The organism is Gaoshiqia hydrogeniformans, from assembly GCF_049347105.1.
Lineage (GTDB): Bacteria > Bacteroidota > Bacteroidia > Bacteroidales > Prolixibacteraceae > Gaoshiqia > Gaoshiqia hydrogeniformans.
Genome location: NZ_CP186334.1, coordinates 3,368,659 through 3,384,624, shown reverse-complemented (window position 1 = coordinate 3,384,624; position 15,966 = coordinate 3,368,659). Strand labels below are relative to the sequence as shown.

Annotated in this window: 10 protein-coding genes; all 10 read right to left on the bottom strand. The window is 48.5% G+C overall.

Annotation, left to right across the window (positions count from 1 at the left end; translation table 11 throughout):
- Positions 1–9: 9 nt before the first annotated feature.
- Positions 10–255 carry a hypothetical protein gene (locus ACOIT5_RS13670; protein ID WP_423126714.1) on the bottom strand — a complete coding sequence of 82 codons (246 nt, stop codon included), beginning with the start codon at positions 253–255 and terminating at the stop codon, positions 10–12.
- Between the two features lie 96 nt (positions 256–351).
- Positions 352–2,385 (bottom strand): right-handed parallel beta-helix repeat-containing protein, encoded by a 2,034-nt coding sequence (locus tag ACOIT5_RS13665; RefSeq protein ID WP_423126713.1) that lies wholly within the window; start codon positions 2,383–2,385, stop codon positions 352–354.
- 42 nt (positions 2,386–2,427) lie between these two features.
- Positions 2,428–3,507 (bottom strand): PHP domain-containing protein, encoded by a 1,080-nt coding sequence (locus ACOIT5_RS13660; RefSeq protein WP_423126712.1) that lies wholly within the window; start codon positions 3,505–3,507, stop codon positions 2,428–2,430.
- A gap of 18 nt (positions 3,508–3,525) precedes the next feature.
- Positions 3,526–5,994 carry a hypothetical protein gene (locus tag ACOIT5_RS13655; RefSeq protein WP_423126711.1) on the bottom strand — a complete coding sequence of 823 codons (2,469 nt, stop codon included), beginning with the start codon at positions 5,992–5,994 and terminating at the stop codon, positions 3,526–3,528.
- A gap of 73 nt (positions 5,995–6,067) precedes the next feature.
- Positions 6,068–7,684: a hypothetical protein gene (locus ACOIT5_RS13650; protein ID WP_423126710.1), complete on the bottom strand. Its 1,617-nt coding sequence runs from the start codon at positions 7,682–7,684 to the stop codon at positions 6,068–6,070.
- Between the two features lie 74 nt (positions 7,685–7,758).
- A complete protein-coding gene (locus tag ACOIT5_RS13645) occupies positions 7,759–8,919 on the bottom strand; it encodes an alpha/beta hydrolase family protein (RefSeq protein WP_423126709.1) in 1,161 nt (386 codons plus the stop codon).
- 11 nt (positions 8,920–8,930) lie between these two features.
- Complete coding sequence (locus tag ACOIT5_RS13640; RefSeq protein ID WP_423126708.1) at positions 8,931–10,175, bottom strand: sialidase family protein; 1,245 nt, start codon at positions 10,173–10,175, stop codon at positions 8,931–8,933.
- 3 nt (positions 10,176–10,178) lie between these two features.
- Positions 10,179–11,843, bottom strand: a complete 1,665-nt coding sequence (locus ACOIT5_RS13635) for a hypothetical protein (protein WP_423126707.1) — start codon at positions 11,841–11,843, stop codon at positions 10,179–10,181.
- 338 nt (positions 11,844–12,181) lie between these two features.
- A complete protein-coding gene (locus ACOIT5_RS13630; protein ID WP_423126706.1) occupies positions 12,182–14,401 on the bottom strand; it encodes a GH92 family glycosyl hydrolase in 2,220 nt (739 codons plus the stop codon).
- A gap of 315 nt (positions 14,402–14,716) precedes the next feature.
- Positions 14,717–15,955 (bottom strand): ComEC/Rec2 family competence protein, encoded by a 1,239-nt coding sequence (locus ACOIT5_RS13625; protein ID WP_423126705.1) that lies wholly within the window; start codon positions 15,953–15,955, stop codon positions 14,717–14,719.
- Positions 15,956–15,966 lie beyond the last annotated feature (11 nt).

Here is a 15,966-nt window from a genome sequence, read left to right as displayed (position 1 = left end):
TGATTCAGTTTAGTAAATAAAATATTTTTCCGCGTTTTTGTAATACAATTTATCAATCACCTCCTTCGGCAATTGCAGCCCTTTCACGAGTTGTCCGCCGAGGTCGTTGACCGGGAGGACCGTGTCGGTTGCCAGAAAAAGCCACTGTTCGAACCAACTGTTTTTGAGTCCCTGTAATACAATACTAAAATTAGCATGGTTTCCGTGAACACTCCCATCGGTTCCGTAAAGAATCCGGTCCTGGTGGTTGATCATAAATCGCCGGTATAACATATCGGTTTCCGTGTGCATGAACTCCCTGAAAACAGGAATCCCGGAACAACCAGAGCTGAAAAATACAACCTGATCATGTTATTTTTTCTTTAGTCCGATCTGTTCAAACGGAATCGCCTGAAAACCCGGAACTTTTGCAAATACGTCCGAATCCTTTCTGAGCCTGAAATCCTGTTCTTTCTTATTTACAAAGCCCGGGTCGTCATGGGTGATGTAATTATGATCGCCATACTCAAGAAACTTTTTGTCGCCCAGGATCACCGTTTCAAGCCCGACAAAAATATTTTTATCCACCACATTTCGTTTCGGGAAGGCAGGATTATCGTCCCAATAGCTTGCCAGTTCCGGATATTTGGAGCTGTATGGCGGTTGATCATGCTTTATTTCACGGAGCGCTTTATCGTAAACATTTCCGGGAGCAATCATCGGTATCGCCCAATCGTAAGCCTGCAGCCGGTTGTCGACCTTAATACCCACCGGGCAATCGATGAAAATATTGTTGATATACGCGTTGTCGCTTCCGCCACCGATCAGCGAAGGAAAAGCTCCTGCCCGGTAAAAAACATTTCCGAATACCGTCATTCCGCAGGCGCCATCGTCGTGATATACAGCAGTGGTGCGGTGTTCCTGCCCGAGATCGTGAAAGTAGTTGAACTGAACCAAATGACCCCGTTCCGAAGGATTCCGTCCGTAATAGAGCGCACCCACGTCATCGGTTACCAGGCATACATCGTGAATGTTGTTAAACTCGATCAGGTGGTCATTTCCCGACATCAGAACGGCACAATGGGGACCCTGATAAATTTCGCAATGGGTTATACGGTTTCCTACGCCTTTAATCTGAACTCCGGCGCAATAGGTTTTTGCAATCCGGTTAAAATCATGAATCCGGCAGTTTTCGACGTAATTTCCGGCAGCTTCGAGCGTCTGCCGGTTTCCCCCGAAGAGGTGAACTCCGCCCGAAGCGGTTTGTTCAATCGTACAACCGCTAAGCCCGTTGTTTTTCCCGATGGTCCCGTTTTCGTCGTCGCCAATATGAACGGCAAATGAACCCAGGTTGCGGAACGTACAGCTGACCAGCTTGCAATGGCTTGCGCTGATCAGATCAACGCTGTGCGTTCGTGAGCACTCGAATGCTATTTCCCGGATGGTGATGTTTGACGAAGCGTTCACCACAACAAAAGGAACTTCGAGCATCGACACTTCGACCGTTTCCGTTTTTTCAGGCCGGTAAAAATAGAGAATGCCGTTCTCGCGGTCGATATAATATTCGCCCGGAGCGTCAATCTCTTCTGGAATATTGTAGGCATACCAGGTATTGTAAGGCTTCCCCGACAAAAAGCCATAACGGTGCGGTTGTACCGTTGCAATGGTTTGTTCCAGGGTGTCGATAGCGGCAACCTTCACGGCATCATCGGCCCATCCGTACCTGAAATAACCCGACAACCACAGGTCGCCGGACGTTTTCCAGGCAGCAGGGCGGTTGCCCCGATAACGGAAGACCCCTCCTGCATTCGCGGTATCGCCCTCGGAGGGGACTGAGCCTTTCTCAATCACTTCACCCATGCTGACTACCGAGTCGTTTGGCCAGCGGGACAAGCAGCCAGGGACGCCGTTAATAAACAATTCCATCCAGGAACATGGGAACGGATGGCCGAAGCCAACCTGCTTTAACTCGCCGAAATTACTGATCGCCAGTTTTTTGAAATCAATCATAACGATGTGCTCCCGGCTGTATTCCGGGAATATTTTTTCGTTTTCCGTTCCCGACACAGGCCCGGCCAAAGCCGGATGGATTGAAATTCCTCCGGTAAAACGGACCTTCGCCTGTTTGCAGGCGGCAATGATCAAATCCCGGTCCCGGCTGTCAAATTCAAGGCTGCGGGTGAACTCATAATCGCCCTCCTTCAGCAGAACTGAAAAAACGGCTCCGTTTCCTTCCTGTCGTTTTTCGCGAACAACATCCCGCGCTTTTTCGATCGTCCGGAACGGCTTTCCCGCCGAACCATCGCCCAGATCATCTCCCTGGGGCGAAACATAAAGCCGGTTGACCTTGTTGCAAGAAACCGCAATCAACAGGACCGACAACAGATACAAGTATATACGTTTCATTATGAAAATGTACCTTTCAATTTGCATGTTGTGTCTCGTACGCTACCAAAGTCTGGTAACCAGGTGCTGACCCTGCCCGGTCAAACAATTCGTGAAGCTGATGTCAGTTCCCGAAGGAATATTTGCCCGAAGAACCTGGTTGGGATAAACAGATACCGAATACATCATTGTCCCGAAACTGATCTGAAAGCTTAGATCGGATTGGTTATGAATTTCAATGAGGTTTTTTTCCTCGTTGACGATTTTTACCGAAAGTGATTTTTGAACGATTTCGTCGAGCAACTCCTTTTTCCCGGCAAGCCTGTCATTAAAACAAGCCACCGAACGCCCGGCAAACAAGGCCTCCTTAACGCCTTCTTCCGAACGTTCTTTCACGAAAACCAGGGTCATCGGGCGTTGATTTTTTCCCCGGTACATGTTCGCGCTGGTATAATGAATGTCTGAATTGGCAAAATGGGCCAATCCAAATTTGTTACACCAGTCCAATACTTTGGGGTAATACTCCCACGAGTTAAACACCTCAACGCCATGTAATTTCTTTTCGGCAATCAGTTTTTCATGAACAGGGTACATGGTGCTGGTGTCATTTGGCCATCCGGGATGGTTCCAGAGAATATAAGCTCCCTGCGCGACCGCTTCGTCGATGGCATCCAGCTCATCGGGCAAATCAATTTTATTCACATCCTGCACAAACAGCGCGTTGAGATGCCCCAGCGGCTTCTTCCGGGTAATTTCTGTTCCTTTAATAACGATCATCCCGATTTCGCGGCCCCTTTTCTGTGCAATTTCATTGGACTTGTTTAAATCGCCGATAACGGTTTCTTTATTCGGCCGGTATTCAATATGGTCGGTGATTGCGATGGCATCCAGGCCTTCGTTCCAGGCTTCGTTTACCCGCATATCGGGCCAAACTTTTCCATCGGAAAATACGGTATGAACGTGAAAATCGCATTTCAGCGTTTCATAACCATCCAGGTTGGGGATGTTGATGTGATAACGGTAGTTTTGCATCGACATTTCAGGAAATTCGTAAACATCCGCATTCCGGATCTGAGCCGTCCCATGTCCGTACAGGCCGGCAATACCAATAATTGTAGCGAAAATGATTTCAGACAGTTTCATAATCAGGTTTTTATCTGGTTATTGATTTAGTTGTTTCAACTCATATGCACTTAAATTTTCAACCTTTACCCGATAAGCCCCGGGGACCTTCAGGGAATAGCTGATTTCGTTTCCCGATCGTTTCCAGCTTAGTTCAAGCGCCTGGTCATCAAGCGGAATGGTTCCGCGGCATTCATTTAAATCAAGATCGGAAAAACGGATCGTCACTTCTTTGTTCAGGTAGTCAATCTCACTGATTCCCAGGATATCGCGATAGAGAATATGCCCCAGGTACGATGCAAAACCGTGATTGCAACTGGCATGTGCATCGACGTTTTCCCATAAGGTCCCGGTGCGTTCGGCCATGTAAAAGAAATAATCCTGTATCTCGCCGAGCAACTGGTTCCGGAGGCCGTAGCGCGAAAGGATATCCATCCGAAGGTAATTCCCGATGAACGCATTGGCTCGGAAAACCTCAGGCCAGGTCACCGCATCGTTCCTGTTCGGACCGAATTCGGTCGTTAGTTTATGCCACAGTTCCGGGTGGGTTTCAGGTGTAGCCACCTGGAAGAAGAACGCGTAATACTGGCAAACTTCGGTGGTATTTTGAGTTACTTCAAGCTGGCCGTTTGCATTTCTGACGGCATTGTCCACGAAAAAAGTCCCGTTGTACGATTGTTTCAGCACTTGTTGGCGGACCTGTCCGGACTTTTGTTGCCAGTACTCGTTTTGATACAAATTGGCAGCGCTGGTCAGGGCCGCGCTGTACAGCATATTGGTCGGGTAATTAACGTCGCGTACAAAACTGTTGGCCTTCGACCATTCCACAAAGATCCAGCTTTCGAGCTTTTCCAGCAGCCCGTCTTCGTTCTCGAAACGGGCAAAATACCCCAGCAAATCCGTAATCCGGGGTTTTAATCGTTCAACGAGGGCCGGGTCGCCTCCGCGCCGGGCATAATCGTCAATCTGAATGATAAACCACAAGGCCCAGTTGGGAATAAACACGCCATCGTTATGATCGGCCGGATAACACATCGGCAACATGCCTTCGGGCAGGAAAGCGAAACGTTCGGGCAAAACGTAGTTCTCATAAAAGTTGCGCGCTACGGCCAACTGTCCGGTAAAATCTTTTTCCATGATCGCCGAAAAATAGCTGTCGCAGAGCCAGCCGGCGCGTTCGCGCGACGGACAATCCATGAACAAATCCACCGCATTTTGCCGGTAGGTTTGCCGTGCCGCCTGATATATTTCGTTCAGCTTAAGGTTGTCCGACGAAAATGAAGCCAGGCGGTTTTCGGGATAAGCATATTCGCGTAAATAAACTTCCTGAAGCTGACAACTTCCCTTCAGCACCATCGCTTTCAGGTATTTGAAGGTGTACGATTCGAATGATTCGAGCAGATAATCGCCCGGTTCCAGTTCATAAACCACCTGGTTATTAACATCGGCCATCCTTCTTTTGGGATTGACATCGCCGTCAGTCAGCATTTCGTCAAAATAAAAAACCAGCGCCGAGGGCTGCGAACAGCTTATTTTGCTGCCAATAAAACCCGAGAGGTTAGCGCCAAAATCGAAGGTGATAAACTCATTTTCTTTCAGCATCACCGGATTTCCTGAAAATGGTTCTGCGCCGGTATCCTGTGTTTGAGTCACCATTTCCTGCATCAACTGCGACGGCTGCAGCTCCAATTCGAGCTCATCTTCCGTATAACCCTTTAGTTTCTCGCTAATACGGATCAGGGAACGGTCTTTTTTATAGGTTTCCGGTTTTTCGAAGCCAATAGTTCCGGTGGCATAAACCGTTGCCGGATGTACCTTTGCAAATTCGGGAAGAAGCAGGTTTCGGGGAAGCAATTTGACAGCCGGCTGACGAACCAGCGTCAACGTCTCAACCGGCGAGCCGGTATCTGTTTTCCAATGGTCAGCATCTTTCCCTACCCGGTAATATTCCGTAAAGGGCCGCTGGAAACTGTAGCGTTCCGTTTTTTGAAGACGTTCCTTGAGTTGAATTGCTTTAAACCCGGGAGCTATTCCGGTTGCCAGCAAAACTTTTTTCCCGGATACCACTTCGGCCTGCAAAAACGAAGGCTGGTCGAGGGTATAATAACTGTTCACATTGTAGCCGGCCACCTCGATGGCCAGGATATTTTCGCCTTTTTTTACCAGGGAATCAAGCCGATAATCATCGACCCTGAAATAGCCGTGAGCCGCCCGGGCAGGCCCGTAACCAACGAATTCTCCGTTCAGGTATACCCGGTAGAGTGTCGACGCGGTTATCTTCAGCCTGATATCCTGCTTTTCTTTTGCATCGAAAACTCCCTGGAATCCCAGGCTGAGGTTCATTTCCTGTTCACGCCCTTCCGCCCAAACGGGCAGCGCTTCTTTTATTAATTCAATTTCGGAGTTTTGGAGAGAAGAAAATTCTGTGCAGGATGACAGTCCCAGAAATAGCGGGACCAGAAATGCAACAGAAAGTGATATACGTATCACCGTACTGATTTTTTTCATTTTTAGCAGATTAGTATTAGGAGGCCAAAAGATAATATTAATCTTTGGTTTAAATGCGTTCCGGCGCAGGCTTTTATTTTGTTTTCCGGCAGCAGTTTTTCAGGTCATCTCTTTTTTTTATCACGAAATCAGGAATCCGGTTAAAAAAATGTTCTGTTTTCGTATCTCTCCCTCCCCAAACCGGAATTCGTTCGCCAATGTTCGATGCCAGATCATACGTAAGAAATTCGGCCAGTTCTTTTTTCCGGGTAGTCACCGAATAAATCATCTGAATCGGGTACGCGGCGTTCCCAACAGTCGGGATTAAGCCGAGAACCAGTGCAATCATCCGGGGATGCCTTTCTGATTCGGGAAACCGGAATTGTTCGTACAGCATTTTACCTAAGGTGTAGATTGTCCGGTAAATCGATCCGCCCAGGGCTGCGCCAACGGCCAGAAAACCAATGCTGATTAAACCGGTAGCGTATAACGACGGGAGTACCACCAACTCGATGACCTGCGTGACCGGTTTTAGTCCCAATACGATAATAAAATCGGCCAGATACGGGCTGGCTGACTCGTGTTTGGCCTGGTCCCGCAAAAAGTCCGCCTGCCCCGGGTTTAGCTGGCCTCGTTTTTCCCATTCATTGATGCGCTTGTTCAGGTATTTCTCAATGCTGTATTTCCGGTATTCCCTGGTAAACAGAAATTTGTAGATATTTTTTATGATCTCCCACAAATTAATTGACATCAACTTCCGGATAATCCAAAGCGGTAGTTTAACTACCATACTTATCAGTCCGTTTTTCAAGAAACCGGCCAATTCTTTTCCATACCACAGCATGATGTGACGATTGTACCAGTTTGCCTGGCTCTCGGTAATCTTTCCCTTTTTCAGTTTATAGGTGATGCTTTTCCGCGCTCTCCCGATCGACCACCATTCATCCTGTTGTTTCTCCAACTGCCTGATGGCCTCTTTCAAACGGATAAACTCTTCTTCCTTAAACTGATCCTGATTTTCGTCGACATAGCGGTGCAATTTTCCCGTATTGACATCATCAAACAACAAATGCCTGTATTTAAATGCTTTAGGGATATAGAAAAACAGCAACGAAAGCGGATTTAAGGGAAATATCGCGGGAACTCCCGATTCTGCATCAATCCAAACCCAGTTTCCCTCCTGGTCGAGTAAAAAATTGTTGAGCGCCACCGGATTGCCTTTTCCCGCCTGCCAAACCAGGCCGTCAAAACCGGATGCAATCAGTTTCTTTTGTAAGGGCTCCATCACCTGCCTGCACAAATCATCATATTCCCCTTCCGTTTCGCTCGAGAAAGGATGATGAAGACTAACCTGCCGCCCGGTAATAAATTCGGTTACGATTTCATAGGCTTTGAATTCGTTGTTCCAGGCCGTCCCGTATGAACGCGCTATTTTCAGATGCGGGCCAAACCAGCCTGGAATCAGGACAGTCAATATTTCCCTTCGTAAATGAGCGCATTGAACAGCATGTTCATTCCAGCTATACGGATTTGGAGCGCCTGTCAGAACATAGTTGACAAATTTGGTGAGAGAATCGCTCCCTGAAAAAACTTTGATGGCAAGAATATTTCCGCGATTATCAGAACTTCGGTAAACAGTCCCCGATCTTCCTTTACCGATTGCTTCCCTTCCGGTTGTATAATCCATTTTTACGGCTGCTAATTTCGGCACAAAGATCATTTTTTTATGGGAAACTCCAATGAATCAGCTTCAGATAAAAATCGTTTCGTGCTGATCGGTCATTTTTATTTCGCAATATGCTTTTTAACAAAGGGCCATACCCCATCTTTATAATAGCGGTGCCCTTCAGATCCTTCGTACAATTCACAATTTCCGGGGGCGCCGGCTGCTGCATATATCTGTTGCAAATGAGCAAAAGCTTTGCGCGACTCTTCAATCGGAAAAATCTTGTCGAGTTTGCCCTGAACGGCACAAAACGGGCGCGGGGCGATCAAGCCTGCGACATCGGCCATCTCGCCCAGCTGCATGATACCGGGAACATAATTACACTCGCAATGATGAAGCGAGCCGATGCTGCCGGTAAAGGTACAAAAATACGAAGCAGGCACGGCAACCGTGATCCGGGTATCGCAGGCGGCGGCAAACAAACTGACCGTTCCTCCGCCCGAGTTGCCGGTTACCACTACTTTCTGCTGATCGACCGGCAGGTTGACAAATGCCCAGTCAATCAGCTTCGACACATCCCACACCCGGTCGCCGATGGGTGTACGGCCAACCAGAATATCGTGCAGCAACAAGGTCCGGCACGACGAACGTGCATCGTTTTCCTTGTCTTCGGGGCTGCGGGTTTCGCCAAAGCCCCGGGTGGTGGGAGCTATCGCAAAGTAGCCTTCCTGAACAGCCTGAACGGCCACATTCCGTTCGCCTTCTTCGCCGCTTACGCGCTCTTCTTCCGAATTATAAAGCCCGGCATACAGTTCCGTGTTTTTTGAATGCCCGTGAGGGGCAATGACCACTCCCCTTGTTCCTTCCACCTTTTTTGGGCGAAGTAAGATAAACGTCAGCGGAACCGTGGGCTCGGTCCAGATTTGCCAGCGTTCGCGGATCGCAAAACCCAGATCTTCGGATGATAGCATTTCTGCTTTAGGTTCATAAACAGCCAACTGGGTTTCCAGCACATTCAGTCCAAGCAATTTTTTCAGTTCCGGACGAAAGGCTTTTTGCCATTTTTCAAAATCGGCAGCTGACGAAGCCCGGAATTCATATTTCATTTCGGCATGGTCATACATGTTTGAGAAATGAACAGGTGCGTCGTACCCTTCAACTTCGTCAGGGGAGAACGTTTTGGGGCCCGATGTATTTTCAACACGACATTGTATCAAAAACAAGCTTAAAATTATGGTCAGGCCTGTTTTTAGCAGGCCTTTATCAGATAAAGAATTCATTACGTGTATTTTTATGATTGAATTTCAAGGATTGTTCCGGCAATATACCGGTTGCCATTGTTGGTGTTAAAATAGTACACCACTAAAACCCGCTTTTTGTCAAGTTGAACAGCCCAGGAATAACCCAGATCGCTCGTCCCGCCGTCATCACGGATAACAAATTCAGCAGCCGTTTCAAAATCGGAACATTCGGGATTTAATATCCTGCCCCTGATGCCATAAGGCTTGTTCCGGTAACCGTAAGTGAGCAAAACCCGGTTGTCCGGCAATTTTAAAGCATGCAACGGATAACCGTAGAAATTCATACTTTGCCACCGAAAGGATTTTCCCCCGTCGGATGAACGGGCAATACAGGAATGATGATCGGGCATATCTGCCGTTCGAAGAAAGGCTACCAGGTCGCCGTTGGGAGTTTCATACAGCGATGTTTCGTTGAATGAGATTTCGTTATCGACAGCAACCGGGCAGGAATAACTCCAGCTAAGTCCCTTGTCTTCAGAAATCAACAGATAAACCGAGGTTTTTGCCGGCGATACCACATCTCTGGCTGCTACCGCCCAATAGATTTTGCTGTCTTTCCCTTCGCATAAAGCGCCCCGGTTGTAGGCCGGCAGCGGTTTGCCCCAGACATCCGCCTGTGTTTCAGCCGGCACATTCGGCGGATAAACCGGGCCTGTCCATGTATCCCCGCCATCGGTTGAACGCACCAGGTAGCCGCCCAGGAAAGTGAAGGCTGGCAACTGTTCCGATTTGCTCTTCACCAGGGTGATTGGCCGGTTTAGAACCTGATCGGCATCCGGACGAATCAGTCCCCAGGTATAACCGGTACAGAGCAATGTGCCGTCTGTCAGCTGCAACAGGCAGGGATCCTGCGAACCGCCGAAGGGATGTGCATAAATCAGTTCCGGGTCGCTTGTCCAGTTTTCACCATCGCGGGACCGGACCATCACCAGGTAACTGTTCGGGTCGGTGTGCGAGACACCTTCCTGCCCAAACAACCGTCGCTCCGGAGCCCTGCGGAAAGCAAGCAGAATTTCCCCGTCAGGACGTTTGATCACCGACGGAAATGCGGAATAAAACATGGTATCCCGGTAAATAATCAGGTCTTTTACTTTCCGAACGCCAGACTGATTGATTGAACTTACGTTTTTTCGCAAATCGATTGTATTGTTGCCGCGTGGTTTGTTTTCTCCTTTTACCTGAAAGAATCCGGTCAAAATGATGGCAAGAACAAGAAAAAATGTTGTTTTTTTCATTTCTCAGAAGTTTGTTTTGATGATTTCCAATCCATCCCCGTCAGGCGATATTCTCATGGTCACCTCCCGGCTTCCGCTAAAGTTATACACAATTTCGTCATTTTTCCCAATGAAAGGCTTTACCAGTTTTTTCAGTTCATCGCCGGCCATGTCGTCGGTGATGATCCACTTTCCTTTTCCGTCGCTGAATTCGTTGGTTCCCCCGGTATAAGCGGCAAGCAGCTTTTTGGGGGCAAAACGCGCCGATGTGACCACCACCAGACCCTTTTTCTTCACAAGCTCATTGATATCGGCAAGGGTGTGCTTGCTCATAAACCGGCCGCACAAAAAGGCCAGTTTCACGGATTTCAGGTGTTCTTTGGTTACTGAATCGTCGAACACAATGGGCGAGTTGGCCGGTGCAAAAGAGCGGTGCGGCATTCCTTTGTAATAATTTCCTGCATTCCACGAAAGGCTTTCTTTTTTCACCATTCCGTGCGTAATGGTATGCCAGGCTTTCATCCACTCTTCCGATTCGGGACTGGTATTGAGGTCGTAAGCGCCAAACAACCAGTCTTTCCAGTACAGGTCAATCGTCTGACCACTTTCCTCAACACTGCAAAAAACATCTTTTCCCTGTCCCCAGGCCGTGTCGTCGAAACGGATAATGGCGATTTGCGGCTCAAAATCGCGAAACGAGTACGGGCGCGGGTTCGAAGGGATATATTCTTTCACAAAAGTTCTGAAAACTTCTCCCCTTTCTCCCAGCTTTACATTCTGGTTCTCGTCCAATGAATAAAGACTGCCCACATTCTCGACATACGCCTTGTCGGCTCCGGCCCAGTATGCAAACAGCAGGTTGCCCTGCAATTCTTCGGCGCTGTGTCCCGGGTAGGTGTTGTGGTTCCAAAAATCGAGGCAGGCCCACAATTCCTGGTTATATTGCAGGCAGGCGCCCATCGCGCAGGCCGCCCACACATTCGACCAGTTTTCCTTCATTTGCTTGTACGCGGGGGTCATCCCAGCCCGTGCAAAGTTGTGAAAAAGCACCGGCCACACATGTTCGGTCAGCACTTTCCCGTTGCCAAAACCACGGTGATAATCGACCAGCGATTTAGCTCCTTTAAACACCGCTTCATCTGCCAATTTGAAATCCATTCCGGTAGTTTCGGCCAAACTGACCCGTTCGACACCCGGATTGCGCAACGCAATGGTCAGGTTACGGGTGATCTGCGAATGTTCCAGTTCATCGTACAACGTTCCCCAAAAAGCAGGCGATTGCTGAATACTTTTCAATACCTCTGCCGGAAACCTGAACTGGTGCAGGTCCCCTGGCTGTTTCACCCAGTTGCGCCCGTCGGTACTCAGCATCTCAAGCCTCCAGTTTCCCGACTCCACGTTGAAGACTATTTTCAGGTTTTTTTCCTCCGCACGGTCGAGCAGTGTTTTCAAGGTCGCAGCTTCTTCTTCAATGGTGCCTTTTGGGCCGCGGTATTTGTAACTGATGAAATCGACGCCCAACGCCTCCATCGCCGGATCATTGAAAAACTCACCGGCTTGAAATTTATCGCCCGAGTTATCAACCCCGACAAAAAATTGTTTTCCCGCAACCTGGCTGTGCTTTGGCTGTGCCGAAACCGGGCGGACAGTTGCACAGAGTGCAAAAACCGAAGCCAACGCCAATGTCATAGATTGTTTTAGGCTGAATAATCTATAATAGCTGTTACTCATCTTTTTGAAATTAATGTAAATCAATAGTTTAAAATCGGCATATCAGATTGTGTTTTTCTGAAAAAGCCTGTTGTTGAACCCACTTCGGGGTTCTGTTTCGTATATCTCCATTTACCACGGGTTTACACCCGGGGTTATTCATTTTAAATCCTTTTCAGGATTTTCTCTTCATAACCACGAATGTGGTTTAATTTGAATAACCCTGTACGTAGTGCAGGGAAATGGAATAAAGCCATGCACTGAACCCCGAAGTGGGTTCAATAATAAATCAATCTGCCTGCATTTGATTCGCATAATTAATCGTTACTGACCGAAGGAGGCCGGCTGACCGGATTGCTCCCCCATTCTTTGTTGGGCTGGTTGCCCATTTCAAACTCCAGCGTTCCGCCTGCCATCAGCGTCTGGTAGTCAATCCACGGTTCCTCGAATGGTTTCCCGTTCAGTTTAGCCGACTGGATGTAAAAGTTGTCCTCGCTCACGTTATTGGCGACGATGATGAAACTTTTTCCATGATCGAAATGAAGGGTCAGTTCAGGAAAAATGGGAGAACCAATCAGGTAAACGGGTTGCACCGGGTCATAAGGGAACAACCCCATGGCACTCATCACGAACCACGAAGCCATTGCCCCGGCATCGTCGTCCATCGATTCGATGTAACCCCTCGGGTCGGCGCGGTAAATGCGGTCGGTCACCGGTTCGTCGAACGGCCCGTGGTTGTGGTACAACTGGACGACCTCTTTGGTGGTAAAGGTCCGCGCCCATTTCTGTGTCAGGTACGGTTTCCCCAGAAAATTAAACAGGAAAGGCGCCTGAACATCGGGTTCGTTCAAAGCCATGTAAAAATTGTTTTCAAAAAAATATTCGAGATCTTCGGCCACTTTTTCTTTTCCCCCGGCCAGTTCAATAAAGCCATCCGCATCGTGCAGCACAAACCAGCGGTAATGCCAGAGGTTGCCTTCGTAGGTGTATTTGTCAATTACCTCCACATCGTCGACCGGTTTTCCTTCAGGAGTGAAAAAACCACGCACATGGCCCTGATTGTCTTTTTGTTCGGCACACCATAATTTTTTATACTGAAGTGCCGATTCTTTCAGGCCTTTTGCTTCATCGTCTTTTCCCAGGGCTTTGGCCATTTCGAGGGCAAAATAGGCATGATAATCGCTTTCCAATTGGTCGCTGAGGTTTTTCACGCTGCCCTTTTCAAAGTCTTCTTTCATCCCGCGAAAAGCAATTTCTGCATCAAAATCGCCCAGTCCTTTGTTCCAGGCATCCATGATGACTGAACCGGCAAATTCCATGCGGATATTGGGCGTAGGCCAGTATTGACGGTCGCCGCCTGCCCGATGTTTGTAATGGTCGACCAGCGAGCGGGCGATGTTTTTTGAAATCTGCGGCTCCATGAGCGACACCAGCGAATATTTGCGGAAGTCGTCCCACAGGCTCCAGGTACAGTAGTAGGTAAAATCGGGAGCCGTTTGTTTCGTGTCGTACAACGAAGCAGGCTGATTGGCCGCACGGTAAAGCCCGGTTATGGAGGTGGCGTTGTTGGGAACCAAATACGAATGGTATAAATGGGTGTAAAAAATGGTTTTAAATTCTTCGGAACCGCCTTTTATTTCGATTTTCGATAGTTTTTCGCGCCATACCGAAGCCGTGTGTTCCCTTGTTTTGTCGAAATCCCAGTGGTCAATCTCAGTGGTGGCATGCAATAGGGCCAACTCTTCGCTCACAGGCGACAAACCCACTTTCAGATGAACCGTGTTTTTTTCGTTTCCTGAAAAATTCAGCCAGACGCCAATATCGTTTCCTTCGCGAACCTGCTGGCTTCCCGTTTCTTCTCCCTTCCAACTGGTGAAAGACTCAAACGGCACATCGGCCACAATCGCAAAATACAGTTGGTGGTAACCGCCGCCCCGGTTGTGAAGCGACTTGATCATCCCGGTTATTTCGCGGTCGCTTTTCATGTTCAGGCGGGCATCGAGTATCCCCACGTAGCTGTGCGACAAATCCACGGCAATATACCGGTCGTTTTTCTTTTCTTTGGGAAAAGTGTACCGATGAAACCCCACCCGCTCGGAAACGGTCAGCTCGGCCTGTACACCAGATTCCAACTTGGTTTTGTAATACCCTGCCGAAGCTTCTTCCTCCGATTTGATGTATTTCTCGCGAAACTCGTCGATTTTAGGCGTGAATTTTCCAATCCCCGGTTTAATAAGCAGGCCGCCGCCTTTACCCTGCGAACCGCCCCCGGGAATACGCAGGTGCGAAAAACCTTCGATAAATTCGTCTTCGTAATAATACCCGACATGCGAATCGCCTTCGGTTTCGGGCGAAAGTTGCACCAGCCCGAACGGATAGCTCGCGCCGGGATACAACTGCCCGTTATCGCCTTCGGTACAAATAAACGGGTCGACGTATTTCAGCGGGTCAAAACTTTCTGTTTGGGTGCTTTTTGAACACGAAACGGCCGCTGCCAGAAAAGCCAGCAAGCTTAGTTGTAATATTTTCTTTGTCATAATCGGTTGGTTTAGTATGAAATGAATTGATAATGAATGTGTCGAGGCTGTCCCAAAAGTTGAATTCAAATGCTATTAACTTATAAATTGAAAGCATCTCTGTTGTTCTACCCCTCCCAACCTCCCCTGAAGGGGAGGCTTACAGTCCCCTTCAGGGGATATAGGGGTCAAAAACATCATCTTGATTTACAATTTGAAGTTCAAAAAATATCTGCCCGACTTTTTGGACACCCTCCTCATTTATCATGAGATGCCGAAACAAGTTCGGCATGACTCTTCTACCAGATTAAATAATTAACACAAATCGTAAATCGCTTACTCGCAGTTGTATGGGCCGTGAACGGCCTTTACCTTAAAACTTTCCGCCGAATCATCCAAAATGTAGATCATGTAATTTTCTCCACCCGGACTGACCCGCACCACAATATGCCCCTGCTGGCTTTTCAGGTCATCCATCCGGCCTGAAACAACGCGGGTTTCCTCCATTGTATTGGTAGCAAAAATATCGCGCGGGCCGGGATAGGTCCAGCCTGACATCATTCGCGCCAACACAGAAGGCGACGGGTGACTGGGCGCCCACACCTGAATAATGTGCACCCGCGGACGGACAGCCTGCAAAAACGAAACGCCCATTGCATCGTAATAGGCATGGTGGTTCGCAATACAAACGTCAACCGGGCCGGTCACCAGCCCCACCGGCGTTTCAATGTCCTGCCACGAGCCGGGCGCCCCGGTAGTCAGGTCGCCGCCATTGAAATAATCAAACTTTCCGTACGACAGGCGAAAGGCGCTGCTGCAAGCGTTTTCTCCCGGATATTGATTTTCAGGAAGCGTTTCCAGCGGAGGAAAATGGTTCCGCACGTTGTTTCCCACCCCTGTCCAAACCTGCCCGTTGGAAGCCAGGTTCCTGATCTCGAAATGAGTGTACTTTTCGGGTTGATAAACCAGCGGAAACTGATCGTTTGCCCCCACCTGAAATTGTTCGGCCTGCACTCCATTATTTTCAATATTCCATTTTACAAAGCGGATGTAATTAGCGATATAACCAGCCCCTAAAGGTTTGGGATAATCGTAAGCAGGCCAGTTGCGGTCCACAATTTTATCAAACGGAATGGCTGCCCCGACTTCGGTAATCCCGGTTAAAATGAAGTCGCCGTCTTTAGATGTTTTCTGTCCCGAATAAGTTTCTCCGATATGGTCGTCGTGAAAGTGCGTCAGCAAAACGTAATTCAGCTTCTTTTCAGTCCGGTTTTGCAGAAAATGCAGGATGTACCTCGAAATCCATTCGCCCGGTGTGCGGCTGCCATCCGGTTTCGGGTCGGTGACCCTCGGTTTGGGACGGGCGGTTGCCCCGGCATCGACCAACAGGGTTGTACCGTCGGGCAACATAAAAAATGTACACTCGCCTTTCCCTGTGTTAATGTGATGAATATCAAGAAAACCCTCCTTCCAAAGCGGAAGCTGATCGCCGATGTGTACCTGTCCCTGGCTGTACAGTGAACCCCCGCAAAGCAGGAACAGAAACAGCGCCCGGATTATCATTGTTTTTCTCATGGTATAATTTG